We start from the raw sequence: 24,193 nt of genomic DNA on the forward strand, positions 1-24,193 counted from the left end.
CAATGAACGCAGACGCGGTCCGGCCCCGCTGCCCTGCGAGCCGATCGCCGGCGGCGGCATGGAGGACCGGATCGCTGTCGCGCTCGGCACACCAAAGCGGACCGCGTACGGCGGGCGGTCGAACGTGACGGCGATACGGTCCGTCGGCTCATCGCGCGCGGCCTGCTGACGCATCTCAGACCAGCCCCGGCGAGTCGCTGATCAGCTCGGACCAGGCCGACGCCGTGTGCCCGTGCGAGGACGGGGCCGACCTGGCCGCCGCCGGTGGGTGTCGTCGCGGTGGGTGAACCGACCCACCGCGTTCTTCCGCCCGAGGCTGACGGCCCGCGCGACATAGCGCAGAGCGTTCGTCGTCCGTGACTGCGCAGGCACTCGTCCACGAGCGCACGACCTTCCGGACCGACCGGGAGACCACTGCGTCCCGCAAGGCCGGCGATGTCCGGCACCTGTCGGCGACCGACGACCCGACGATCCATACCCGGAGGTCCGGCCTTGCCTCGGGCCACCTCCGCCGCCGCCTCGATGCCCGTGGCGCCGCCCCCGATCACCGTCGCCGTACTGCCTTCCGGAAGCACGCCGAGCGCTGCGCGGGCCTGCTCCGCGCCTCGTTGCCAAGCCAGGGCAAGCAGGCGACGGTACGCTGCCACCTGGCCTTGCAGGGGCTGCGCGGCACACGGCCCTCCGCCTGGGGCTGGACGTGGTGTGCTTGCGGGCACCTCCCCCGGGAAGCGGACACCGGCACTCGGACGGCTTCCCTGTGGACGGATTCCGTGTGTCTGGGCGGGCGAATACGGCCTTGCTGGGTGAAGCTGAAGTCGTGAACATCAGTAGCGAGCGCCCGGTAAGTGCTGAGCAGATCTATGCAGCGCTGGCCGCTCTTGCGGCTGAGCCGCCAGCAGATCCGGAGAAGCGACCCGAGGGGCCGCAGGAAGAGGACCGCCTGCGCCTGCTGGGCAGTCTGCTGGCGAAAACGGAGCTCGAGATCACCGCCGCGACCCGGCTGACCGAGGAAGAGGAGATCGAGGACGTCCTTGAGACATTGCGCGGCTGGGGGGAACAGCTGGAAGCGGATCCCGGCCTCGCAGTCAACGTCCTGACGAACCGGCTGCAGCGCACCGCGCTGCAGGTCTCGGAACCCGAGGCGGAAGAACTGCCACCCGGCCGGGAGGCTGCCTTCGCCGCTGCGATGACGGCGGTGTACGCGCTCAGCGCTCAACTTCACGCGGAGCGCGGCGATACAGAAGGAACCCGACGCGCTCTGAGCGGGGCGGAAGAAGCCCTCATCGACATCCTGCAAGGCATTCATGACCTGCGCGTCGCCATCGGCGACACGCCCGGGCCAGAAGAGGAAGCCGACAGCTGACCCGCTCGCCACGACGCATCCGGCGCCACACCACCGCCACCAGACCATGACCAGCACCGTCACGCGACGTACCCGCTTCCGGAAGGACCCGGACTAATACAGGGCCTCGCCCATCGGGGACGTGTCGCCGATGACGTAGGCGCGGATCGCCGCCAGGTACGCGGCACGCCCCACTCGGCCGTCGCCGTCGGCGTCCAGTGCCTCGAACGCGGCAGCGGCGTTTCCGGGCGCATTGTTCAGCGCGGTGCGCAGGAGGGTGAATTCGGTCTTGTCCAGGGTGCCGTCCCCGTCGGCGTCGGCGAGGTCGAACAGTGAGCCCAGGGCGAACCGACAGATGTTGTCGAACTTGTCGGCGCCGACCCATGCGTCGTATTCGTCGAAGGTGAGCTGCCCGTCGCTGTTCTCGTCCATCGCTCCCCACGCCTTGTGGGCTTCCGCGCGGGCGGCGACGACGAGCGGGTCGTCCTCCGTGCGCCCTGTGGCCTGGACGGTCCGGTCGACCCGGGAGAGGTAGTCGTGCGCCGAGATGATCCCGTCCCCATTGGCGTCCATCATGGCGAAGATTCGCGCTCGCGCGGCGGTGGCGGCTGCGGCTGCGGCTGCGGTACGGCCCACTGGAGATCTCCTTCTCATCGTTTCCTGCTCCACCAGTTCTCGTCCGGCGCTTGCTACCCGCCGTGTTCCGGATTTCATGCGCCCGGCGCCGACCGCAGGGAATCCGGCGGAAGGACAGGCGCACGCGACAGCGCGCCTGGCAACCGCGCGCCGACTGTGCGCTTCAAAGCGCCAGGGCAGCGGATCTTCCCCCTGGGTAGGTCAGGGCCGTTGGCGGTACAGGACGGGCTGGAGGCAACGTGTTCGGTGGGCGTGGCATCACGGTGACCCTGGGGTCGCTCATGCTGGTGGGATCGTCGTTGGTGTGGGCGCCGGCCGGTCAGGCCACGACGAGCGAGGCAGGGAGCATCGGCTGCACGGGCGGCAGCGAGAGCCGCTACGACCCGCCGCTCACCCTCCTGCCCCGGCCGGCCCATGTCCACGCGGACATCACATACACCTGCAGCGTCACTCCCGGCCGTACGGTCTCCGCCACCGGTTCCTTCGACTCGGATCTACCGGCGGCCTCCTGTGTCGCCGTGTCCGGCGGAAGCGGAACGGAAACCGTCCGATACACCGACGGGCAGAGGTCACTGATCGTCTACGACAGCGCCATCCCCGTCCGTGTCGCAGGCGTCCTTGTCGTCATCCAGCGGGGCCGGGTCATTGAAGGGCGGGGCCAAGGTCATCCCGCGGAGCGGACCATCACCGGGCTGCCCCGGGAGCTACCCACGGAATGCCTCACGGCCGGCCTGCGGGGAGGCAGCAACGCGGTTCAGCTGGAGATCCAGCCGTAGCGCCGCCTCAAGAGGAGACCTCAGAGCGGCATCCAGGTCTTCGACGATCCACCGGCCTCATGACTCCCGCTGAGCCGCGCGGGAGGCGGTCTCCGAGGGTCCAGCCTGGACGAATGGAGGCAGGGACGACGCTGCTGCGGGCAGGCGACGTGCGGGACACGGATTCCGGTTGGACACTGGAGTCAGAGCAGCGGCCGCGAGCGTACGAGGCCAGGGCGCGATGGCCATAAATCAGGGCACACATCCCTCGGATGCAACGGACATGATCGACACGCGCTCCGTGTTCGGCGCGCCGTGCTGGGTGAGTCTGACCAGCCGCGATCTCGACGCCACCCAGGACTTCTACGGTGCCGTGCTGGGCTGGCGGTATCGCAAGGCCAGGCTGGGCGAGCATTTCCGGACCGCGCTGGCGGAGGGGATACCTGTCGCGGGGATCGCCGGGGTGGCCGGCGTGTGGCAGATGGCCGTGGCCTGGACGCCGTACTTCGCCGTGAAGGACGCGGACGAAGCCGTGAGCCGCGTCCGGGAGCGATGCGGCACGCTGGCAGTCGGGCCGATCTCCTTCCCTCCTGGAAGAGCGGCGCTGCTCGCCGACCGCGACGGCGCCACCTTCGGGATCTGGCAGGGGAAGCTCGTCACCGAATGGGAGGCGTGGCGTCACGCCGCGCCGACCTTCATCACTCTCCACACCCGCGACGCCTTCGACGCCGCCATCTTCTACGCCGAGATCCTCGACTGGGCCTCGGGCTTCCCCGGCTGCTGTGAGGTCGAGTACGCGGGCGGCGAAGTACTGCTGCGAAGCCGGAATGACATCGTTGCCCGCATCGAGGCCGGCTCGGTGGAGACACCACCGGACCCTTCGGTCCGACCGCACTGGCAGGTCCACTTCACCGTGCCCGACGTGGGCCTGTGCGCCCGGGCCGCGGAGGAGCACGGCGGCAGCGTCCTGCACGAGGGCGAGCACCAAGCCGTGCTGCGCGACGCCGACGGCGCCCAGTTCACGGTGACCTCGCGGGAAAGCAGGCCGTGACGTCCGCGGTACGGCCTGCATCGCCCATCGTCGATGCGGTGGCCAGCCGCTCCGGGACTTCCGCTCCATGGCGGAGTTGCAGGGCTGCGTTCACGGCGCGGCATGGACGAGCTGCAAGGCGTCACGGGCCAGGACGTCGGCCAGGTGGTCCGGGCTGAGCCGTGAGTTGTCGGCCAGGGCGTCGGTCAGCCGGTCCAGTCCGGTGTCGATGTCCTCCCCTCTGCGTTCGATGAGCCCGTCGGTGGAGAGAACGTGGGTGTCGCCGGGGGTGCAGGGCGCGGCGGCCTGCGGGCGCGGGACGTCGCGGGGACGGGCTCCCAGCGGCGGGTCGGTGCCTGGGCCGTCTCATGCTCTGGCGGCAATCTGCCCTCTCGGAGCTGGCTCATCCACATCTCGCCCTGCTCGCCGATCGCGCAGCTTCCGGACAGCAGCTCGGCCATCTTCGCAGGATGCGCCGGGCTGTGCCCGACGACGGACTGGAGCTGGACGCTGACCGCGGCCTGGCGGATCGCCCGCTTGCCCCACTCCCGCACCACCGCCGGGCCACCCCGACCGATGCGATGCCGCACTTGGGGAACGACACCGCATCGACCACCCACACCTCAGGGCTGCTCGCCTCGCACAACCGCTGGCAGATCCGCCGCCGCGGGTGCTGGCCGGTGTGCCCTTCAGTCAGCCGCTTTGGTACTCACCGTGAGCCTGCTCGACGCGCGCCGACCTTCAGTTCCAGTGGCCCGCGGCGGCGGTCTCGGTGACGAACGTCTCGAAAGTCCTGGGTGGTCGGCCGAGGGCTCGTTCCACGCCGTCGGAGAGCCCGGCGCCCGAGCCGTTGCGGATGTCGACCAACAGCCCCGTCAGCAGCTGGGCGACATCGGGTGCGGCGCCGGCGGCGACCTGACGCTCGACGAAGTCCTCCGGATCGACGTCAAGGTGACGGATCGTACGGCCGGTGGCCCGGGTGATGAGGTCGGCCGCTTCACCGAAGCTGATCGCCCGTGGGCCGGTCAGATCGTAGACCCGTCCGCTGTGGCCCTCTTCGGACAGTGCCGCTGCGGCGACCTCGGCGATGTCCTCGGCGTCGACGAACGGGGTGCGCCCGTCACCGGTGGGCAGGGCCAGGGCCCCGGCGAGAATCCCGTGCCGCCAGGGTCCCTCGCTGAAGTTCTGCGCGAACCACTGCGGGCGCAGGATGGTCCACTCCACGCCGGATCCGCGCACGGCCTGTTCGGCGGCATGCAGGGGATGGCCGTCCTCACCTGCGCGTGGGGCGGACAGCAGCACCAGGCGGCGCACGCCCGCGGTGACCGCCTCGGTCACCAACCGGGGTATGCGTGCCTGGTGGTCGGTGCTCCCCGACAGGCTGGGCTCCACGAGATAGGCGGCCGTGACGCCGTCGAGCGCGGACGCCCAGCTCGCCGGGTCGTCAAGGTCGAGGCGGCAGTCGCCGCCGGTGCGGGAGGCCGTGCGGACCGGCAGGCCGACGGCCTTGAGGCGTCGGGCGATGCGGCTGCCGGTCTTGCCGGTGCCGCCGAGGACAAGGAGGTTCTTCATGCCGTCCAGACAACCCCAGGGGCGTGTGGACGATCCATGGGAGATGATCCTGACTTCCTTTGTGTTCGTCTAGCGTTGGCGCATGGACGTCCTCAGCGATCTTCTGCACCGGGCGCGGGCCAGGAACGCGTGGGTCAGGCAACTGATACAGCGTCCTCCGTGGTCGCTGAGCTTCACCGACCCGCCCCCGCTCACGGTCGTGACCACGCTCGCCGGTCACGCGTCGGTGCGGATCGACGACAAGGGCATCGCACCGGTACGGCTGGCCGCAGGCGACATCGCCCTCATCACCCGCCCCGGCTGGTACACGATCGCCGACAGCCCCTCCACCCCGCCTCAGGTTCTGATCCACGGGCGGACGAAACGGGTCGTCGGCGGATCCGCACAAGTGCCGGACACACAGCGGAGCCTGGCGCCCCGTACCTACGGCGACGGTCTGCCCGGGGCCACGATCATGCTCCGCGGCGCCTACGACGTCAGCGGCGACATCGGCGACCGTCTGCTCGGCATGCTGCCGCCACTGGCGGTCGTACCCGCCGGGCCGGCGACCCGGGCGGCACTGGACCTGCTGGCCACCGAGGCCAGTCGTGACGAACCCGGCCAGGACGCCGTCCTGGCCCGGCTGCTGGACCTTTTGCTGGTACTGGCGTTGCGCGCGTGGTGTGCGGACGCTGAGACGGCGCCCGCCTGGTACCAGGCGTTGGCCGATCCGGTGATCGGCGAGGCGCTGCGTCTGCTGCACGAGGATCCTGCCCGTCGGTGGACGGTCGCCGACCTGGCCGCCCGGGTGGGCATCTCCCGTGCGGCGTTCGCCGCCCGCTTCACGGCGCTGGTCGGCGAGCCCCCGCTCACCTACCTCACCGGCTGGCGTATGACCCTGGCGGCGGACCTGCTGAGGGACGCCGAGACGACCGTCGCCGCCGTGGCCCGCGAGGTCGGGTACGAGGACCCCTTCGCCTTCAGCGTGGCGTTCAAGCGCACACGGGGCGTCAGCCCCTCCATCTGGCGCCGCCAGCCACACTGATCCGGCGCGAAGAGGATTTCACCCCGCGGGACATGGCCTTCGGCGGTGCCCGTTTCGAGGACAGGGTGAGACCGGCGGCGCGAATGGGCAGGCTGGTCGTCCGGTCCGGCGGGCCTTCACGCCACGTCCCGGCCGTATCCGGACGGTGGATCGGGCGCGGCCGAGTGACATCGTCACGGACCGCGTCCCGTCCCCGGACACTGAATTCAACAGCCGCTCAAAACCGTCCGTCGTGCGGTGACTTACTGAGCCTGCTCGTGTCGCGTGAACGCTGCGATCAGGGCGTGGGCTGTGTTGTTGTCGGAGTCGGTCTCGTGGGCCTCGGCGCCCTCAAAGGTGGCGGCTTCGGTGCTGCGCGGGAACATGGCCTCCTCGTATTCGGTGAGCGCGGCCTCGATGTCGTCGCCGTGCGCGGCGAGGGCCTTGCCGAGTTCGGCACCGTCGAGCATGGCCAGGTTGGCGCCTTCGCCGTTCGGGGCCGAGAGGTGGGCGGCGTCGCCGAGCAGGGTCACGCCGGGCACCCGGTCCCAGCGGTGCCCGGCCGGCAGGGCGTAGAGGGGGCGCAGGACCGGCTTGGTGTCGCTGTCGGTGATCAGCGCGGTGAGCTCCGGCGCCCAGCCGTCGAACTCTGCCGCGATCCGCGCGGTGGCCACGGCGGCATCGGTGAAATCGATGGCGGCGAACCAGTCCTGCGGCCTGGACAGCCCCACGTAGGCGTGCAGAGTGTCGTCCCTTTCCCGGTGAGCGAAGAGCTCCCTGCCCGGTGAGGTCGCGATCATCGATCCGCCACCGACCGCCTTCGCGGCGGCCGGGTGCCGGGTGTCGGCGTCGAACAGGTAGGTCTCGACGACCGACTTGCCGACGTACTCGGGTGTGGCGGTCGAGAGCAGCGGCCGGACCCGTGACCACGCGCCGTCCGCGCCGACCAGCAGGCTGGTGACGACGCTGCTGCCGTCGGCGAACGTCACCTCGTGGCGACCGTCACCGAGGGTACGGGTGCTGCTCACCTTGTGCCCCCACTGGACGGTGCCGGCCGGGAGTGAGCCGAGCAGGATCTGTCGCAGCTCGCCGCGTTGCACCTCGGGGCGTCCGCCCGTGCCGTCGTCGGCTTTGGCGAACAGGACGGTCCCGTCCGGGTCGAGGATCCGCATCGCCTGGCGGCCCTCCAGGATGAGGCCACGAAACTCGTCCATCAAATCGGCTGCTTCGAGGGCGAGTTGTCCGTTGTAGTCGTGGATGTCGAGCATCCCGCCCTGCGAACGCGCAGCCGGTGAGGGCTCCGCCTCGTAGACCGTGGCTGGTATTCCGTGGACGTGCAGGACGCGGGCGAGCGTGAGGCCGCCGAGCCCGGCACCGATGATGGTGACGTCAGTGGTCATGGAGGCTTCCTTCGTGATCGTGGATCGCTGGGCGGACACCTGGCAGGTCACGCCGGGAGCACCGTTCCAGCAGGTCGGGACGGTTGATTGCTGGTGGCCGGTGCGTTGATGGCCGGCGCCGACCAGCACCAATGTCCCGGCAGCCACCGACGGATCACCGACAGATCACCGAGCCACCGCCGACAACCACCCGACACCGGCCCCGGCCCCGGCCCGCGGGAGCGATCACGTTTCCCCAAGTCGCCGTTCCTGGAAGTCCTTTCAGAATTGACCGGCTGAGTTCACGCCTGGCCGCTCGCGCGCCGCGCACGGAACGCCGCTGCCTTGACCCGGTTCTGGCATGCCGTCGAGCAGAACTGGCGCCCGGCGTTGCGGGACGTGTCCACATAGACCCGGTCGCAGCGCGGGGCTGCACAGACCCCGAGGCGGCCGGCGTAGTCGCCGCCGAGGGCCATGGCGAGGCCGGTGGCGCAACCGGCGCTCCAGCCGACGGCATAGGAGTCGTCGGCACCGTGGAAGTGCACCTGCCATGGCTCCCCGGGAGCCCGGTCGAGCTGAGGCCGGGCGCCGGTCTCCCGCAGTAGCGCGTTGAGGGTGGGAGCCGCGTCGTCGAGGCGGTCGGCGGCTGCGGCCTCGAACACGGCGCGTAGCGCGCGGGCGGTGTCGGCCAACCGGTCGGCCTCTCCGAGTTCCAGGTCCGGCCCGGCGGATAGCGCCGCCCGGACCGCCCCGACCCGCTCAGCACCTTCGGGGGCCTGGTAGCGACGGCCGCGCGCCTCACCGTCGGTCAGCGCGTTGACGAGCGCCACCGAGGCGTCGAGCAGGGTACGCATGTGACTGTCGAACAACACTTGACCAGTTACCTTTCGCCTGTCTACGGTGTCCGTCACCGACAATAGATGATTGACCAGTGACGGGAGGCGCTGTGCTGCGCTCCGAACCGCTGCCCCGCACCGTCCGCCTGCTGCTGCTCGCCCGGGTCGTCAACCGGCTCGGAGCCTTCTCGCTGCCCTTTCTCACCGCGTTGATCCGCGCCGATCACGGCGCGAGCCTGACCACCGCGGGGCTGGTCAGCGCCGCCTTCGGGCTCGCGACGATCCCCTCGCGGCTGGCCGGGGGAAGACTGGCCGACCGGATCGGCCGACGCACGACCGTCGTGCTCGGGCTCTGCGGATGCGCCGTGGCACAGCTGGCGATCGCGGCTTCCGCGTCGCTCACCTGGGCGGTCGCCGGGGCGGTGCTGCTCGGGCTGGCCTTCGAGCTCTACGAGCCGCCGAGTCAGGCGATCATCGGCGAGTCCGTGCCAGCGTCACAACGGGTGCGCGCGTTCAGCCTGTTCAGCGCCGCTCTCGCGGTGGGCGGCATGGGCGCCGGACTGCTCGCCGCGTTGCTCGGCCGTTGCGACCTGCGTTGGCTCTTCGTCACCGACGCCGCGACCTGCCTGGCCTGCGCGCTGCTGATCCGGCTGGCCCTTCCCCACGACCGTCCGGCACCGCCCGGAGCCGGCCGGGACGACACCGCCGTGCGACCGCTGCGGGACCGAGCCCTGCTGAGCGTCCTGGCCACCGGAACCGCCTACACCCTGATCAACCAGCAGGCCGTGATGACCCTGCCGCTCGCACTCGCGCAGCAGGGCCTGCCCGCCGCCGACGCGGGGCTGCTGTTCACCGCCACCGCAGCCACCACCATGCTCGCCCAGCCGCTGGTCCGGCTGTCCTGGGCGAACCGGCTCACGACGCCCGTCGCGCTCGCCCTCGCGCATGTCCTCCTGGCCGCGGGGCTGACCGGCTACGCCCTCGCCCGCACCCTGCCGGGGCTGCTCGTCTCGGCCGCCGTGTGCAGCCTCGGCGACCTGCTGGTCATGGGCCGCGTGTACGCGCTCGTCACCGACCTGGCTCCGCCCGGTGGAAGCGGCCGTTACCTGGCCGTCTTCGGTACCAGCTGGGGCGTCGCCGCGACGCTCGCACCCGTCCTCGGCACCCAGCTGCTCGACCGCGCGGGGACAGCCACGCTGTGGTCCACGATGGCCGCGCTCTGCCTGCTGCTCGCCGCGCTGCACCTCCGGGTGACACCGCAGTCGCCGGGTCTCCTGAACGTCACGGAGGCGGTCAGCCGCCGGTCCAGGGCACTGCGTGGGGGCGGTCCGCCCGGCTAACGGACGGGTGCTGTCGCTTCTCCGGTGCCGGCTCAGGTTCTGTGATCGGTCACGGGGCGTAGGGGCCAGGCCGTAGGCGGTCAGCAAGCCGGTGTCCTCGTGGCCACGGTGACGCGGACGGGTCGGCGACCGAACTGGCCTCGCGCGCATGTTGGGGTGCTGCGGGCGTCAGGAAGCGCAGGCAGCGGCGGTGCTGGGGCGAAGGCCCGCGAGCCGGTCCCCTGGGGAATGACCGACGCCGCGTGGCGGGTGCTGCGGGACGCACTCCCGCTGTGGAAGGCGCCCGGGCCCGCGCTGATCGCTGCGAGCGGCCTTCGCCTTCGACGGCCATGTGCACGACCACCGGAACGAGCTGTTCCTGCCCCCGCTCCAGCCGCCTCCTCATCCGGCCGTGCCGTGGTGGTGTGGCGCGACCCGAGGTACTCGTCCCCGGGTGACCGGTCGGCCGCAACACCGAACTCGGGCTCTCGCTCCCCCGCTTCGCGCCGCCCCAATGTGCCCTCCGCACCTTCACCACCCGGTCCTGGACCCGGCGCCAACGCGCGGGCGCCGGGATGGCCGACGTCAGCTTCGTGTGGCATCGCCCCTGGGCTCGGGCAGGCCCACACTGCGCTGCTTATCGGCCTGGTCTGCAGCCGTGGCCGTGGCGCGTTCGCCGTTCTCGACCTGCTGCAAGAGGCGGTACTGCCGGACGACGTGCAGGATGTCGCGTCCTTGGTCTAGTTGTTCAAGGAACCACCCAGGCACCGACGAGGTCCACGGCTCCCGCTGCGTTCCTACGGTGCTTCCGGGATGGAAGAGCACTCGGACTGCTTCACGAGCAGTGAGGACGCGGCGGTCGCGTGGTTGTCGCGCAGCAGGAAGGCGACCGCAAGAGCGGCGCAGCCCACCGTTGCCGCGCCGCAGAGCAGGCACAGGTGCAGTCCCTCGATGAACGAGTCCGCCACCCATGTGCGTGTCCGGGCGGAGACGGTGCTGCCGGCGGTGCTCAGGCTCGCGGCCGGTCCCCGGGCGAGTGCTGAGTGGGTCAGTGCGTGGGCTGCGCTTTCGGGCAGGCCGGCGAGAACCGCCCGGTCGAAGAGGGTGTGTCGCATACGAACGATGAGGACCGCTCCGAGGACGGCCACACCGACCACTCCGCCCAGTTCTCGCAGGGAGTCCATCAGTGCCGAACCGACTGCGGCGCCCGTGGTGTTGGAGCGCTGAACAGCAGTGATCACGGCGGGAACGAATGCCAGGCCGGTCGCGATGCCCAGCACCGGCAGCAGCCATCCATAGTCGGCGAAGCCGGCGTGACGGCCGTAGCGCGCCAACCCGGCCAGGGACACAGCGATGAGCAGCAGCCCGGTCGTCAGCGGGAGGCGCGGACCGGAGCGGGCGCACAGCACACCGGCCGACGGGGCAGCCGGCACGATGACGGCGGAGGCGGCGAGAAAGACCAGCCCGGCCCCACCGGCGGACCAGCCGAGGACGTCCTGCAGGTACAGCGTCAAGAAGAATGTGGACCCGAACAGGCCGAAGCCGGAGGCGAAGCAGGACAAGGCGGAGGCCGCGTACGCCCGCCGGCGCAGCTGCCGCAGGTCCAGCATCGGCTGCACGGCGAGGGATTCGACGACGACGAAGGCCGGCAGGGTCACAGCCGCGAGCACCAGCGCACCGGTGACCGGGGCGGCGGACCAGCCGTCAACCGGCCCTTGCACCAGCCCGAAGACGAACGCACCGACCCCGACCGCAGCCAGCAACTGCCCGGCCGGGTCCCAGCTCTGCCGGGCGCTCGGCACCGGGGGCAGCAGCAATGGGGTGAGCAGCAGCAACAACAGGCCGACCGGGAGGTTGATCCACAGCACACTGCGCCAACCCAGGTGCTCGACCAGGGGGCCGCCCACCGCCGGGCCGAGGGCCACGCCCAAGCCGGCAGCACCGCCCCGTACCCCAAGGGCACGCGCCCGTTCCTTCTCATCGGGAAAGACGTGGCCCAGCAGAGCGGTACCCGCAGGCAGCAACACGGCCGCGCCCAGACCCTGCACCAAGCGGCCGGTCACCAGCCGGGGCCAGTCGCCGGCGAAGGCCCCGAAGGCGGATCCGGCGCAGAAGAGCAGCATCCCGGCACAGAACGCCCGTCTCGGTCCCAGCCGGCCGGCGACCAGACCGCCGGACAGCAGCCCGGCGGCGAAGACGAGGGTGTATCCGGCGACCACCCATTGCAGTCGGCTGATGCCCGCCTGCATGTCCGCGCCGATGTGCGGCAGCGCGTTGTTCATCGCCAGGTTGTCGAGCATGGCCATGAACACCGCGCCCGACACCGCGGTCAGCGCCGCGGCTCGCCTGCGCCGGAACGGTCCCCGCCCGTGCCGGTCGTGCGGTGCTGCAGGCGCGGGGGCAAGGGCTTCACACATCGCCTGTCCTCCCGGCACCCGCGTCGGGCCGGTGGTAGAGACGGGTCAGCGCCTGGTAATTCTCGGTGTGAGCCCGGATGAGGGCGATGTCCTCGCTGTCCACGGCACGCACCACGGCACCGTGTGGCCCGGCCACCAGTGAACGGGCGGGGACACGTCGGCCTTCGGGGACGACCGCTCCGGCGGCGATGATGCTGTGCGGGCCGATCCTGGCGCCGTTGAGCACGGTGGCGTGCATGCCGATCAGCACGTCGTCGCCTACCTCACAGCCGTGCAGCACCGCGTTGTGGCCGACGGAGACCCGGTCCCCGAGGCGGACGGGGAATCCGGGGTCGGTGTGCACCACGGTGCCGTCCTGGATGTTGCTGTCCGCACCCACGCTGATCTCGTCGCCGTCGGCGCGGAGTACGGCGTGGAACCACACCCCGCTGCCGGGCCCCAGTCGCACGGGCCCGATGAGCACGGCGGTGGGGGCGACGTACGCCGAAGGTTCCACAGTGGGTGTGCAGCCCAGCATGGGCATCAGCAGCGGAGCGCCGTGGGCCTGCACAGGGCGCGGCACGAGCTCAGGATGCACGGGGGTGCGAGCAAGATTCTCTTCGCACATGCCCGTTTGCTGGAGCGGTCCAGCCGGGCTCTGCACCGAGTACTCCACGGTTCTCCTCCTCACCCGGCCGTTTCGGTACGGCGGGTCCCCTGCGGGACGCCTCCGCCGAAACGGTGAAAAACGACGGCACCGGGTGGCACAGCCCGTAGGCATGCCCGGTGGCCGTCATGCTGCGGCAGCAGAAGATCGGCTTCTGTGACCGGCCCGGCACGTCGTCACGGCAGGAGGCAAACACGCGCGTCGAGTCAACAGAAAACGCCGCCCGTGCGCCCCCGCCACGCCGCACACATCGCCCGAACGCCCGCCCCGACACCACCGGATGCCTGCGACTGCCGGCATCCGTTCCCGTCCGTCCACCGCGTGCTCAAGGAGTTCTCCGTGGCGATCTGCTCGTCCAGTGACGCCATCGCCGTCGTCGGCGCCGCCTGTCGGTTGCCCGGCGGAATCAACGACCTCGACGGTCTGTGGCGCACGCTCAGTGAAGAGCACGACGTCATCGGCAAGATCCCGGCGGACCGCTTCGACGTGAGCCGGTGGCTCGACCCCGAGCCGCGACGGCCGGGAAAGACGTACTGCGAGGTCGGCGGGTTCCTCGAAGACATCCGTGGGTTCGACGCCGGCTACTTCAACCTTTCGCCCCGCGAAGCCGACCGCATGGACCCGCAGCAGCGACTGCTGCTGGAGATGGCCGCCGAGGCCCTCGACCACGCCGGCATCGCGGCCGGTTCCGTCGCCGGTTCCGACACCGCCGTGTACGTCGGTGCTTCCAGCCAGTCCTACGCCTTCCTGCAGGGTCTGGACGTCCGCTCGGTCGACGCCTACACCATGTCCGGCGGCGCCGGCGCCAACATCGCCAACCGTGTGTCGCATGTCCTGGATCTGCACGGCCCCAGCCTGACGATGGACACCGCCTGTTCCTCCTCCCTGGTGGCGCTGCACCACGCCTGCGAGGCGCTGCGCGCCGGGCGTTGCCGCACCGCGCTGGCCGCCGGCGTGAACGTCCTGTTGAGTCCGTTCGAGTTCATCGGGTTCTCCAAGGCCGCGATGCTCTCCCCGACCGGGCGCTGCCGCCCCTTCTCGGCCGAGGCGGACGGGTATGTGCGCTCCGAAGGCGGCGGCCTGGTCGTCCTCAAGCCACTGTCCGCTGCGCTGGAGGACGGTGACCGGGTGCTCGCGCTCGTCCTGGGCAGCGGGGTCAACTCCGACGGCCGCACCCCCGGCCTGGCTCAGCCCAGCGCCGAGGCCCAGGCGGCTCTGCTGCGCGAGGTCTACACCGCGGCCGGCGTGATCCCCGACGAGGTGTCGTACCTGGAGATGCACGGAACCGGCACTCCCGTGGGTGACCCGGTGGAATGCCGGGCCGTGGGCGCTGCCCTGGCCACCCGGCGAAGCCCGGGCCGAACGCTGGCGGTGGGATCGGTCAAGGGCCACCTGGGGCATCTGGAGCCGGCCTCCGGCATGGCCGGCCTGCTGAAGGCGATGCTGGTGCTGAGCCACCGCCGGATTCCAGCGCAAGTCCACGCGCAGCCGCTCAGTCGCGACATCGACTTCGCCGGACTGCGGCTGGCTCCCGTCACTGAGGCGCGTCCCCTGGAGACACTGCCCGGCGGGCGCCCCGTCGCCGGGGTGAACTCCTTCGGCTTCGGCGGCGCCAACGCACATGTCGTTCTGACCACGCCTCCACCTCTCGGCACCGCCCCGACGACGGAGTCGCCACGGCAGGGCGTGCAGGGCCGGCTGCCGGTGCTGGTGTCCGGCAGGACACCGGCTGCGGCTGCGGAAGCCGCCCGGCGCATGGCGGACCGTCTGGAACGGTGCGCGCCGGAGGCGTTCTACGACCTGGCGTACACCTCCTGCCGGCGGCGCGGTCACCACGAGCATCGTGCCGCCGCGTTGGCGCGGGATCCGGCGCAGGCCGCTGCACTGCTGCGCGAGGCCGCCGAGTCGCACGAAGGGGGCGGGACAGCCGGCGGTCCGATGAGGCAGGCCGCGAGCACAGGGACGGTCGCCTTCGTCTTCTCCGGCAACGGGTCCCAGTGGCCCGGTATGGCCGCGGACCTGCTGGCGGCCGATGTCGTGTTCCGGCAGGCGGTGGCCGAGGCCGACCACGTGCTGCGTCCGCTGCTGGGTTGGTCCGTTCTGGAGGAGCTCGCCGCTCCCGCCTCCCGGCGTCGGCAGTACACCACCGATGTGGCACAGCCCTTGCTGTTCGCTGTCCAAGTGGGACTGGTGCAGCTGCTGCGGGCCCATGGCATCGAACCGGCAGCGGTGGCCGGGCACAGTTGCGGTGAGATGGCCGCGGCCTGGGCCTGCGGCGCGCTGGAACTGGACGCCGCAGCCCTGACGGTGGTCGAGCGCGCCCGTGCCCAGGAGACAACCGCGGGCGAGTACGGGATGGCCGCACTCGGTCTCGGTGCCGGCCGGGCCCGACAGCTGCTCGCCTCCCGGACCGGCCGGCTGGAGATCGCCGGCATCAACAGCGAGCAGAGTGTGACCGTCAGCGGTGACAGGGCCGCGCTCGCGCAGTTGGAGCAGGAGTGCCTGCGGGAGAACGTCTTCTTCCGCGACTTGATGCTTCCGTACGCCTTCCACAGCAGCGTCATGGATCCGCTGAAAGGCCGCCTGCTGTCCGCGCTGGCAGATATCAAGCCTGCCAAGGCACGCATTCCGTACGCCTCCGCGACCACCGGCACCCTCCTGACCGGTGAGGAGATGGACGCCGATTACTGGTGGGACAACCTGCGCCGGCCCGTGCTGTTCGCGGACGCCGCCGACCAGCTCAAGCACCTGGGCTGCGAGGTGTACGTGGAGATCGGCCCGCACCCCGTGCTGCGCACCCACCTGCGGAGCTCGAAGGTGTCCGGTCGCCCGCCCGCCGTCGTGGCCACCCTGCAGCGGACCGTGCCCGGCCGGGAGGCGGTGCGTACCGCCGTCGAAGCACTGCTGGCGCACGGCGCACCTGTCGACACCGACGTCTTCTTCCCCCGCCCCGGCCACGTGGTGGACCTGCCTGCCTACCCGTGGCAGCGGGAGGACCGCTGGAACGGCGCACCGGAACTGTGGGCCGGCGGATGCGGCGACGGCACCACCGACCACCCGCTGCTGGGCGAGCGGGCAGCCACCGCGGAACCGGTCTGGCACGGTCCTTTCGACCCGGCCCGCACCGCATGGCTGGCCGACCACAAGGTCGGTCCGAGTACGGTGATGCCCGCGGCCGGTTATCTGGAGATGGCACTCGCCGCCGGCCGCCGCGTCCTGGACGCACCGGTGGAGATCACCGACCTGCACCTGCCGCACGCCCTGGTGCTGCCGTTCGACAAGGACGACACCACCCTCCTGGAACTGCAGACGGCAGTGTCCGGTGAGGACGGGATCCTGCACATCGCAAGCCGCTCCGACAAGGCCGGACCCTGGCAGCAGCATGCTCGCGGACGCATCCGCAGGCTCCTCACCCCGCTGCCGGCCCCACTCGACCTCGACCGCGCCATGGCCGAGTCGGCCACGGTCCGTACCGCCGAGGAGCATTACCGGCTCGCCGCGCACACCGGTCTGTCCTACGGCCCGGCCTTCCGGACCCTGCAAGAACTGCACGTCGCGGACGACCGGGTCCTGGCCCGCTACCGTGCCGGGACCGGTGCCGCCGGCCTCGACACCACCGGCTACGAGGCTCACCCGGCCCTGCTGGACGCGGCTTTGCAGGCCGGATCGCACCTCCTGGAGGACGTCACCGCCGAAGGCGTCCCCTTCCTGCCGGTGTCCTTCGATCGGGTGCGCGCCTGGCGCAGAATGCCGGCGCTGGGCTACATCCACGTGCGCTCCCGGGCGCTGTCCGATCGTGAAGCCGTCTGGGACGTCACCGTACTGGCCGCCAACGGTGTTGCCTGCATCACGCTCGAAGGCTGCCGACTGCGCAGGTTCGACAGCCGTACCGGAACCCCCGTCCGGCGTTACGTCACCGTCCTGCGTGCCGCTCCGCGACCCGGTGACGATCTCGGCCCTGCGCCCCTGCCGGCCCCCCGTGAGATCGTCCGGGGCATCGAGCACCGCTCTGCCCGGCAGGACGGCCGCACCGAGGAAACCGCAGCGCATGCGCGGGCCCTGACGGCCCACTTCGGCGCCACCGCACTCACCACACTGCTGGGAGAAACCGCCGACCGGCCCTTCACCCACAGCGACTTGCTCGACGCGGGCGTACTGCCCTCCTACACGAAACTGGTCGACCTGCTGCTGCACACCGCGCACGTCCACGGCCTGGCCGAACCGCTACCGGCCCGCGGTGGATGGCGTATCGTCCGACCCGGTTCGCCCCGGGCCCAGGTCCGCGACATCAGCCGTAGCAGCCCCGACTGGGCGGTCGAGTTCGCCCTGCTCGGCACCTGCGGCAGCCGGCTGGTGGACGTACTGCGGGGCGACGCCGACCCGATGGAAGTGTTGCTGTCCGAAAGCGGCCGGCACCTGTGGGAGGAGTTCCACACCGCCGGGCGAGTCCGCGAGTTCGCCAACCGCGCCACGCGCGCCGTCGTGAGGGAGCTGGTACGCCACTGGCCGGACGATCGGCCGCTGCGCGTGCTGGAGGCGGGAGCCGGTACGGGGGGCACCGCCTCCCATCTCCTGCCGGTACTGCCGCCCGAACGCACCTGTTACACGTACACCGATGTGTCCGCCGCGTGCTTCCCCCGCGCCCGCACCCGGTTCGCCTCCTACGACTTCGTCGACTACCGCGTGCTCGACCTCGACCGAGCCCCCGGCGACCAGGACCTGTGCGAGGGCGGATTCGACCTCGTGGTCGCCCATGACGTCCTGCACGCCACGCGTGACGTGCGCCGCAGCCTCGGCCATCTGTCGCAGTTGCTGGCCGACGGCGGCCACCTCCTCGCCGCGGAGGTCCACGACCCCGCCGCACTTGCGCTGATGACCGGACTGCAGCCCGGCTTCTGGGACTACCGCGACACCGACCTGCGGCCCCACAGCCCGCTGCTGGGCACCGATGCCTGGCAGCGCCTGCTGGCGGACGCCGGATGGCTGGGCCCTGTCGTCCTGGCGGACCACCGGGATCCCGCTCGCAGTGTCGGGTCGGTGCTTCTGGCTCAGCGCGCCGGCCGGAGTGCGTCGGCGTCCGGTTCCCTCCGGCCGCTTCCGCAGTTCTGCGAGCCCTCAAAGGAGGAGCAGGGCGGCGCAAGCTCCGGAGGAGACGGGCTCGTATCGGACCGCACCTGGCTGATCGCGGCCGAGGCGCCGAACGCCGATCCGGCCGATCACCTCGCCCGGCAGCTGCGCACCGCCGGCCTCCGGGTCCTGCGCACGGCACCCAGCGTGGATCAGTCCCACTGGGCCGCTCTGTTCCAGCAGCATCCCGGTCCCCTGTCCGTGGTTCTCCACCTCGCGGGGGAAGCACCGGCCCCACAGCACGCGGCCGACGCGGACACCGACCAGCGGGCGCTGGTCGACCACGCAGTTCACCACACCGCAGTGCTGCGCTCCCTGGCAGCCGCTGCCGCCGACCGCGAAGAGTCAGAGCTCGAACTGTGGCTCCTCACACCGCCGACCGGGGCCCTGCCCGCCCCGGAACGCCCCGCAGCGCCCGCTGCCGCGGCGGCCTGGGCGGTGGCACGCACCCTCGCCAACGAGCACCCGGACATCACCGTCCGCCGCATCGCCGTGGAACCCTCTGCCGACCAGGCCGGCACCGCCACCCGGCTGGCCGCCGAACTGGCTCACCCTGACGGCAAGGACGAGGACGAGATCCTGCTCACTCCCGCAGGACGCTTCGTGGCCCGCGTCCGTGACGTCGCGGACACCCGGGGCCGCTCCGCTCGCAGCGCCTCAAGCCACGTCCTGCATCTGAACGAGCCAGGCCGTTCCTACACCCTGCAATGGACCGCCGAAGACGCGCCACGCCCCGCTCCTGACGAAGTCGTCATCGCCGTGCACGCAGCGGCGCTGAACTACCGCGACGTCATGCAGGCCCTCGGCAGCCTCCCCCTCGACCGGACCGGCAGATCAGTCGGGCAACCTCACGTTCCCGGCAAGGAATGCGCCGGCGTCATCACACAAGTGGGCTCCAGCGTCACTGGTTTCGCCCCCGGCGACCGCGTCTTCGCCTTCGGCACCGGCACCCTGCGCTCCCATGTGTCCCTCCCCGCCACGGCCGTCGGCCGTATTCCCGACGGCATGGACTTCAGCGCCGCTGCCACCCTGCCCGTGGTCTTCCTCACCGTGCACCACAGCCTGCATCACCTGGCCCGCCTCGCCCCGGGCGAGACCGTCCTCGTCCATGGCGGCGCCGGAGGCGTCGGCCTGGCTGCCGCCCAGTACGCCGAGCACATCGGCGCCCAGGTCATCGCCACCGCCGGCACCCCCGCCAAGCGCGACCTGCTGCGCCTGCTGGGTATTCGCCATGTCCTGGACTCGCGGTCCCTGGACTTCGCCGACCGGGTCAGGGCACTCACCGAAGGCCGCGGTGTGGACGTGGTCCTCAACTCCCTGGCCGGGGAGGCGATCGGACGGGGGCTGGAGACCCTTCGCCCCAGCGGGCGCTTCGTCGAACTCGGCAAACGTGACCTGTACGCCAACAGCCGCCTGCTCCTGGGGCCCTTCCTGAAAAACCTCACGTTCTGCACCACCGACCTGGCGCAGCTGGCCCAGGACCAGCCGCAGGTCGTCGCGGAGGAGCTCGCCCAGGTCTGCCGGCTCATCCACGAGGGCGTCTACCGTCCCATCCTGCACCATGTCTACCCGCCCGATCGTGCAGCGGACGCCTTCACCGCCCTGCAGCACTCCCGCCACGTCGGCAAGGTCGTCATCACGCTGGACGACCGTCCCAACGACCGCCGATCCGCCCGTACGGGCAGCGCGCGACCGACGTCCCCCGAGAGCTCGCTGCGCCTCGATCCGCACGCGGCCTACCTGGTCACCGGCGGTCTTACCGGTTTCGGAGCGGCCACCGCCCGCCGGCTCGTCGAGCACGGCGCCCGGCACCTGCACCTCGTCGGCAGGCGCGGCCCCGCCACCCCGAACGCGCAGAGCCTGGTGGCCGATCTGAACACTCAGGGCGCGACCGTGCACGTACACGCCGCCGACGCCTCGGCCGCAGAGGCGATGCGCGCGGTACTGAGCGCCGCGGACACCCCCGAGCACCCGCTGCGGGGTGTCATTCACGCCGCCATGGTTCTCGACGACGCACCCCTGACCCACCTGAGCGATGACTCCGTCCGCCGCGTCGTGGCGGCGAAAGCGGGCGCTGCGCTGGTCCTCGACGGCCTCACCCGCGACAGGGAACTGGACTTCTTCGTCCTGTACTCCTCCGCTTCCGCGCTGCTGGGCAACCATCGCCAGGCCAACTACACCGCGGCCAACATCCTTCTGGAGGCGCTGACGCGCTCCCGCCGCAACGCCGGACTGCCCGCCCTTGCCGTCGCCTGGGGGGCGCTGGCCGACGTCGGTTTCGTCGCCCGGCACGATCTGAGCGAGTTCATGACCCACATCGGTCTCACTCCGATGTCCCCGAAGGACGCCCTGGCGGCGCTGGAGGTGCTCCTCGTCCCCGGCGACGAGACCTCGGACGGTGTCGTCATGGCCGCCGGTATCGACTGGAGCCGGGTACGGCACACCATCCCCGCCATTGCCACCCCCCGCTTCCGTCTCGTCCTTCCCGACGCGGACCATGAGGACGGCGCCTCCCACCGCGAGCTGCTGCAGGCCGTCGCCACCGCATCGCCCGAGCAGGCGCACGTCCTGGTGACCGAGGCCGTCATCGACATCCTCGGTCGAGTGCTGCAGACCTCGCCCGAACGCATCCCGGCCGACCGGCCCCTGGAGCAACTCGGCCTGGACTCCCTGATGGGCGCGGAGCTGATGTCCGCCATCCATCAACGTCTGGGATTCAGCCTTCCTGCTGTGGAGATCTTCAACAGCCGCACCGTCGACGACCTCGCCCGGCGCTGCGCACGCCGCATCGGCCGGGCAGCGTCGAACCGATGACCGCAGCCGGTGCGTGCAGTGTCCCTCGTCGCACGCACCGGGAAGGGGACCGGCAAGGTCAGTGCGGCTCTTGGCCTTCGGTAGCCGTCAGCACGACGGGCAACCGCTCCAGACCGCGGCTGATCAAGGACGCCTTGTAGCGCACGGGCTCGTCGTCGGCCAGCGGCCGGCGACGGGCCAGTGCGGTCAGCGTCAGCTGCGCCTGCACGCGTACCAGCCGGGCCCCCAGGCAGAAATGCTCTCCCCACCCCAGGGACAGGTGCTGTGGCCCCCGTGCGGTGTCCAGTCGGTGCGGATCGGCGTACACGTCCGGATCCCGGTTCGCCGCTCCCACCAGCAAGCCGACGACGGTGCCCTCGGTGACGGGCAGGCCTCGGATGTCCGCGTCCCGCAGCGCCACCCGCGGCACCAGCTGGATCGGCGGGTCGAACCGCAGCAGCTCCTCCACCACGTCGGGTGCCGTCCGAGGACACTCCCGCAACCGGGCGAGCTGATCCGGATGACGAAGCAATGCGTGCAGGCCGTTGGCGATCAGGTTGACCGTCGGCTCGAAACCCGCCACCACCAGTTGGCTCACTCCGGCGATGATCTGTTCCTCCGTCAGCAGCGAGCCGTCCGGCCCCGGTCTCACCAGGGCACTGACGAAGTCGCCGGCGGGACGACGCCGACGCTCCTCGACGAGGCCTCCCAGGTACCGGGCGAAATCCAGCCTGGCGCAGGTGACGCGCGCTACCGTCTCGTCGTCCAGCAACGCCTCGGGGTCGAAACCGGCCGCGAGACACGACAGCGCCTCGAACCAGGCCGGCCGCTCCTCCAAGGGCATGCCGACCACGGCGCAGATCACGTCCAAGGCGAGCGGGACCCCGAGGTGCTCGATGACATCGACCTCGCCGGAGGGGCCGACGCGGGAGATGAGTGCGGCCACCCGGTGGCTGATGGCCGGCCGCAGACGGTCCACGGCACGGGCGGCGAACGGCCCTGCGACCCGGCTGCGCAACCGGCGGTGCTCGGGCGGGTCCGTCATCAGCAGTGACCTGCCGTCCATCCCCAGAGGCCGCATCCCGAACCGCGTGTCTGCGAGCACCGCCAGGCACTCCCGGTATCCGGTGACTGCCAGTACGCCGTCCGAGAGACAGACCACCGGGCCCTCACCGCGCAGAAGATCGAAGAACGGGTAGGGGTCGGCCCGAAACTCCGGGGAACGGACATCGACCGGCAATTGATCCCAGAACCCCGAGGCCACGACGGTGCTCTCCACCGTCCGTGTGCCCATCGTCTGCGGTTCGGCCTTCATCACAGGTCCTTTCGGACGCGATCACCTACGGCAACAGCAGACTAGGGCCCATGCGAGAGGAAATCAGGGAGCAGCTCTCCCATGGAGTGGGCGGCAGCCGGTAAGGACCCCGGTCAGGCAGCGGTCACGCCAGCTCCAGGACGAGCTTGCCGACGTTCTGCCCGCGGAAGAGCATCTGCAGCGTCTCGGGGAAGTCGTCCACGCTCCCCCGCACCACATGTTCCTTGACCTTGATGCGGCCGGCGCCGATCCAGGCGGAGATGTCCTGCGCTGCCTGCGCGTAGCGCTCGGCATAGTCGAAGACGACGAAGCCCTCCATGCGGGCGCGGCGCACCAGCAGCGAGAGGTAGTTGGAGGGGCCTTTGACCGGCGTGGCGTTGTTGTACTGGCTGATCGCACCGCAGACCACCACACGCGCGTGCATCGCCAGCCGGGTCAGGGCGGCGTCGAGGATGTCTCCTCCGACGTTGTCGAAGTAGACGTCGATGCCGTCAGGGGCCTGCTCGCGCAGCGCTTTCCTGACATCTTCGGCGCGGTAGTCGATCGCCGCGTCGAATCCCAGTTCGTCGGTGAGCAGCGCGCACTTCTCCGGCCCTCCGGCGATGCCCACCACCCGGCACCCCTTGGCCTTCGCGATCTGACCCGCGATGGTGCCGACCGCACCGGCCGCCCCGGACACCACGACGGTCTCGCCGTCCTTCAGCGCGCCGACGTCCAGCAGGCCGAAGTAGGCGGTCATGCCGGGCATGCCCAGGGCGCCCAGATAGGTGGAGGGCGGAGCGAGGGAGGTGTCGATCTTCATGGCGCCCCGCCCGTCGGAGACCACGTACTCCTGGACGCCGAACGTCCCGACCACGTGATCACCCGGCTGGAAGTCGGGGTGGTTCGATGCGGTGACTTCGATGACCGATCCGGCGCGCATCACCTCACCAATGCCCACCGGCGGCAGGTAGGAGGGGCGGTCGTCCAGCCAGCCCCGCATGGCCGGGTCCAGGGAGATGACACGCGTCCGGCCCGCGAACCGGCCGGGGCCCGGCTCGTCGACCGGCTCCGAACAGTGCTCCCAGTCCTCGGGTTTCACCGCGCCCGCGGGGCGGGCGGCCAGACGGATCTGGCGGTTGGTCACGGACATCGCGCCTCCTGTCGTTCAGGGGTTTCGCCGCAGGGTACCGACCGGTTGGTATGTCGAGGTGTGTGATGTCCGCCATATGCCCTGGCTCGGCGCTGCAGAGATCGGTTGCGGACGCCGGGGCCGCCGGCGAGTCGAGGCCTGCCGCTCGCGTCAGCCCTTGCGGTTCCGCTCCTGGAGCAGGTGTGCGGTCTGTGGGGACACCGGCGCGGCCAGCAGCGCGGTGACCAGGTCGACCAGTCGGCTGGTGAACAACCGGTCGTCCCTGCGGGGGCGGCCGGCGGCCCGGGCGGCGAGTTCGGCATGGCAGAACCGCATGGCGGTGAAGCGGGTGTGGAACACGGCGGTCGAATCGGGAGCCAGCAGCGGTTCCACCAGGCGCCGCCAGGCAAAGATGCTCGACCCCTTCGTCACGACGGTCTCGACCATCGGTTCGGGTCGGTTGAGCAGTTCGGCCACGATCTGCAGGAACTCGCGGCCTCCGTCGGGCTCGGCGAGTTGCGCGGCGGCAGGCAGGACCAGGGCGGCGGCGAGGGATCGCAGGTCGTCGGCGCCGCTGTCCTCGTACTGCTGGAGCAGCACCTCCCGCCGGGCGTCCACCGCGGGCAGGTGCTTGTCGAGTACGGCCCGCAGCAGACCCGCCCGGTCGCCGAAGTGGTACTGGAGGACCATGGCATTGCGCTGGCCGGCGGCCCGCTTGATCTCGTTGAGCGACGCACCGTCGACGCCCTTCGCCGCGAACAACTGCTCGGCGGCCCGGATGAGCGTGGCGCGCGTGTCACCGGCCCTCCGGCTCCGAGGTGACGTGGCCTGCGTCTCATGTGCTGTCACGGATGCCCATGCTAGCGTCACCCAGCCGGAAGTAATACGCGTGCATTAATAACTGATACAGGC

General features: G+C 71.0%; 16 protein-coding genes and 1 pseudogene. 6 read left to right on the forward strand and 11 right to left on the reverse strand.

Translation table 11 applies throughout. The features are described from left to right. The first annotated feature begins 817 nt into the window (after positions 1 to 817). A complete protein-coding gene (locus ACZ41I_RS08715; RefSeq protein ID WP_468513600.1) occupies positions 818 to 1,363 on the forward strand; it encodes a hypothetical protein in 546 nt (181 codons plus the stop codon). A 93-nt stretch (positions 1,364 to 1,456) separates the two neighbouring features. Here ACZ41I_RS08715 and ACZ41I_RS08720 read toward each other — a convergent pair whose 3' ends face one another. Next, positions 1,457 to 1,978: an EF-hand domain-containing protein gene (locus ACZ41I_RS08720; protein ID WP_468513601.1), complete on the reverse strand. Its 522-nt coding sequence runs from the start codon at positions 1,976 to 1,978 to the stop codon at positions 1,457 to 1,459. Positions 1,979 to 2,217: 239 nt separating this feature from the next. Here ACZ41I_RS08720 and ACZ41I_RS08725 point away from each other — a divergent pair, with 239 nt between their 5' ends. Continuing rightward, on the forward strand, positions 2,218 to 2,754 hold the full coding sequence (locus ACZ41I_RS08725) for a hypothetical protein (protein WP_468513602.1): 537 nt from the start codon (positions 2,218 to 2,220) through the stop codon (positions 2,752 to 2,754). 220 nt (positions 2,755 to 2,974) lie between these two features. Next, the gene (locus ACZ41I_RS08730; RefSeq protein WP_468513603.1) at positions 2,975 to 3,784 is read left to right on the forward strand and encodes a VOC family protein; all 810 of its coding nucleotides are present in this window, start codon (positions 2,975 to 2,977) and stop codon (positions 3,782 to 3,784) included. A gap of 90 nt (positions 3,785 to 3,874) precedes the next feature. Here ACZ41I_RS08730 and ACZ41I_RS08735 read toward each other — a convergent pair. From ACZ41I_RS08735 to ACZ41I_RS08745, 3 genes and pseudogenes are all read right to left on the reverse strand, one after another. Next, positions 3,875 to 4,117, reverse strand: a pseudogene (locus ACZ41I_RS08735) (SpoIIE family protein phosphatase); the annotation flags it as partial. Between the two features lie 49 nt (positions 4,118 to 4,166). Beyond that, the gene (locus tag ACZ41I_RS08740; RefSeq protein WP_468513604.1) at positions 4,167 to 4,385 is read right to left on the reverse strand and encodes a transposase; all 219 of its coding nucleotides are present in this window, start codon (positions 4,383 to 4,385) and stop codon (positions 4,167 to 4,169) included. 119 nt (positions 4,386 to 4,504) lie between these two features. After that, entirely contained in the window at positions 4,505 to 5,335 is an 831-nt protein-coding gene (locus ACZ41I_RS08745) for an NAD(P)H-binding protein (RefSeq protein WP_468513605.1), read from the reverse strand. 82 nt (positions 5,336 to 5,417) lie between these two features. Here ACZ41I_RS08745 and ACZ41I_RS08750 point away from each other — a divergent pair, with 82 nt between their 5' ends. Beyond that, a complete protein-coding gene (locus tag ACZ41I_RS08750; protein ID WP_468513606.1) occupies positions 5,418 to 6,359 on the forward strand; it encodes an AraC family transcriptional regulator in 942 nt (313 codons plus the stop codon). A gap of 242 nt (positions 6,360 to 6,601) precedes the next feature. On the opposite strand, the gene ACZ41I_RS08755 is transcribed toward ACZ41I_RS08750, so the two are convergent. Together ACZ41I_RS08755 and ACZ41I_RS08760 are read right to left on the reverse strand one after the other, a co-directional pair. After that, entirely contained in the window at positions 6,602 to 7,738 is a 1,137-nt protein-coding gene (locus ACZ41I_RS08755) for an FAD-dependent oxidoreductase (protein WP_399769125.1), read from the reverse strand. Positions 7,739 to 8,019: 281 nt separating this feature from the next. Beyond that, the gene (locus ACZ41I_RS08760) at positions 8,020 to 8,571 is read right to left on the reverse strand and encodes a CGNR zinc finger domain-containing protein (RefSeq protein WP_468513607.1); all 552 of its coding nucleotides are present in this window, start codon (positions 8,569 to 8,571) and stop codon (positions 8,020 to 8,022) included. 77 nt (positions 8,572 to 8,648) lie between these two features. On the opposite strand from ACZ41I_RS08760, the gene ACZ41I_RS08765 reads away from it, so the two are divergent. Further along, the gene (locus tag ACZ41I_RS08765) at positions 8,649 to 9,893 is read left to right on the forward strand and encodes an MFS transporter (protein WP_468513608.1); all 1,245 of its coding nucleotides are present in this window, start codon (positions 8,649 to 8,651) and stop codon (positions 9,891 to 9,893) included. Positions 9,894 to 10,669: 776 nt separating this feature from the next. Here the strand turns inward: ACZ41I_RS08765 and ACZ41I_RS08770 are convergent. Continuing rightward, positions 10,670 to 12,289, reverse strand: a complete 1,620-nt coding sequence (locus ACZ41I_RS08770) for a DHA2 family efflux MFS transporter permease subunit (RefSeq protein WP_468513609.1) — start codon at positions 12,287 to 12,289, stop codon at positions 10,670 to 10,672. After that, on the reverse strand, positions 12,282 to 12,812 hold the full coding sequence (locus ACZ41I_RS08775; protein WP_468513866.1) for a gamma carbonic anhydrase family protein: 531 nt from the start codon (positions 12,810 to 12,812) through the stop codon (positions 12,282 to 12,284). Before ACZ41I_RS08775 ends, ACZ41I_RS08770 begins: the two co-directional genes overlap by 8 nt. A gap of 462 nt (positions 12,813 to 13,274) precedes the next feature. Here ACZ41I_RS08775 and ACZ41I_RS08780 point away from each other — a divergent pair, with 462 nt between their 5' ends. Further along, positions 13,275 to 20,876 carry an SDR family NAD(P)-dependent oxidoreductase gene (locus ACZ41I_RS08780; RefSeq protein WP_468513610.1) on the forward strand — a complete coding sequence of 2,534 codons (7,602 nt, stop codon included), beginning with the start codon at positions 13,275 to 13,277 and terminating at the stop codon, positions 20,874 to 20,876. Between the two features lie 58 nt (positions 20,877 to 20,934). Here the strand turns inward: ACZ41I_RS08780 and ACZ41I_RS08785 are convergent, their stop codons facing one another. From ACZ41I_RS08785 to ACZ41I_RS08795, 3 genes are all read right to left on the reverse strand, one after another. Beyond that, positions 20,935 to 22,170 carry a cytochrome P450 gene (locus ACZ41I_RS08785; protein WP_468513611.1) on the reverse strand — a complete coding sequence of 412 codons (1,236 nt, stop codon included), beginning with the start codon at positions 22,168 to 22,170 and terminating at the stop codon, positions 20,935 to 20,937. A 124-nt stretch (positions 22,171 to 22,294) separates the two neighbouring features. Next, complete coding sequence (locus ACZ41I_RS08790) at positions 22,295 to 23,302, reverse strand: NADP-dependent oxidoreductase (RefSeq protein ID WP_468513612.1); 1,008 nt, start codon at positions 23,300 to 23,302, stop codon at positions 22,295 to 22,297. A gap of 150 nt (positions 23,303 to 23,452) precedes the next feature. After that, positions 23,453 to 24,130: a TetR/AcrR family transcriptional regulator gene (locus ACZ41I_RS08795; RefSeq protein WP_468513613.1), complete on the reverse strand. Its 678-nt coding sequence runs from the start codon at positions 24,128 to 24,130 to the stop codon at positions 23,453 to 23,455. Between the last annotated feature and the right edge of the window lie 63 nt (positions 24,131 to 24,193).

Source organism: Streptomyces sp. NPDC030799 (genome assembly GCF_055572255.1).

Excerpts from the sequence above, each read along its gene's own strand:
- ACZ41I_RS08730 (WP_468513603.1), top strand. The coding sequence starts at position 2,975 with ATGGCCATAAATCAGGGCACACATCCCTCGGATGCAACGGACATGATC.
- ACZ41I_RS08745 (WP_468513605.1), bottom strand. The coding sequence starts at position 5,335 with ATGAAGAACCTCCTTGTCCTCGGCGGCACCGGCAAGACCGGCAGCCGC.
- ACZ41I_RS08750 (WP_468513606.1), top strand. The coding sequence starts at position 5,418 with ATGGACGTCCTCAGCGATCTTCTGCACCGGGCGCGGGCCAGGAACGCG.
- ACZ41I_RS08755 (WP_399769125.1), bottom strand. The coding sequence starts at position 7,738 with ATGACCACTGACGTCACCATCATCGGTGCCGGGCTCGGCGGCCTCACG.
- ACZ41I_RS08760 (WP_468513607.1), bottom strand. The coding sequence starts at position 8,571 with ATGCGTACCCTGCTCGACGCCTCGGTGGCGCTCGTCAACGCGCTGACC.
- ACZ41I_RS08770 (WP_468513609.1), bottom strand. The coding sequence starts at position 12,289 with ATGTGTGAAGCCCTTGCCCCCGCGCCTGCAGCACCGCACGACCGGCAC.
- ACZ41I_RS08775 (WP_468513866.1), bottom strand. The coding sequence starts at position 12,812 with ATGCCCATGCTGGGCTGCACACCCACTGTGGAACCTTCGGCGTACGTC.
- ACZ41I_RS08785 (WP_468513611.1), bottom strand. The coding sequence starts at position 22,170 with ATGAAGGCCGAACCGCAGACGATGGGCACACGGACGGTGGAGAGCACC.
- ACZ41I_RS08790 (WP_468513612.1), bottom strand. The coding sequence starts at position 23,302 with ATGTCCGTGACCAACCGCCAGATCCGTCTGGCCGCCCGCCCCGCGGGC.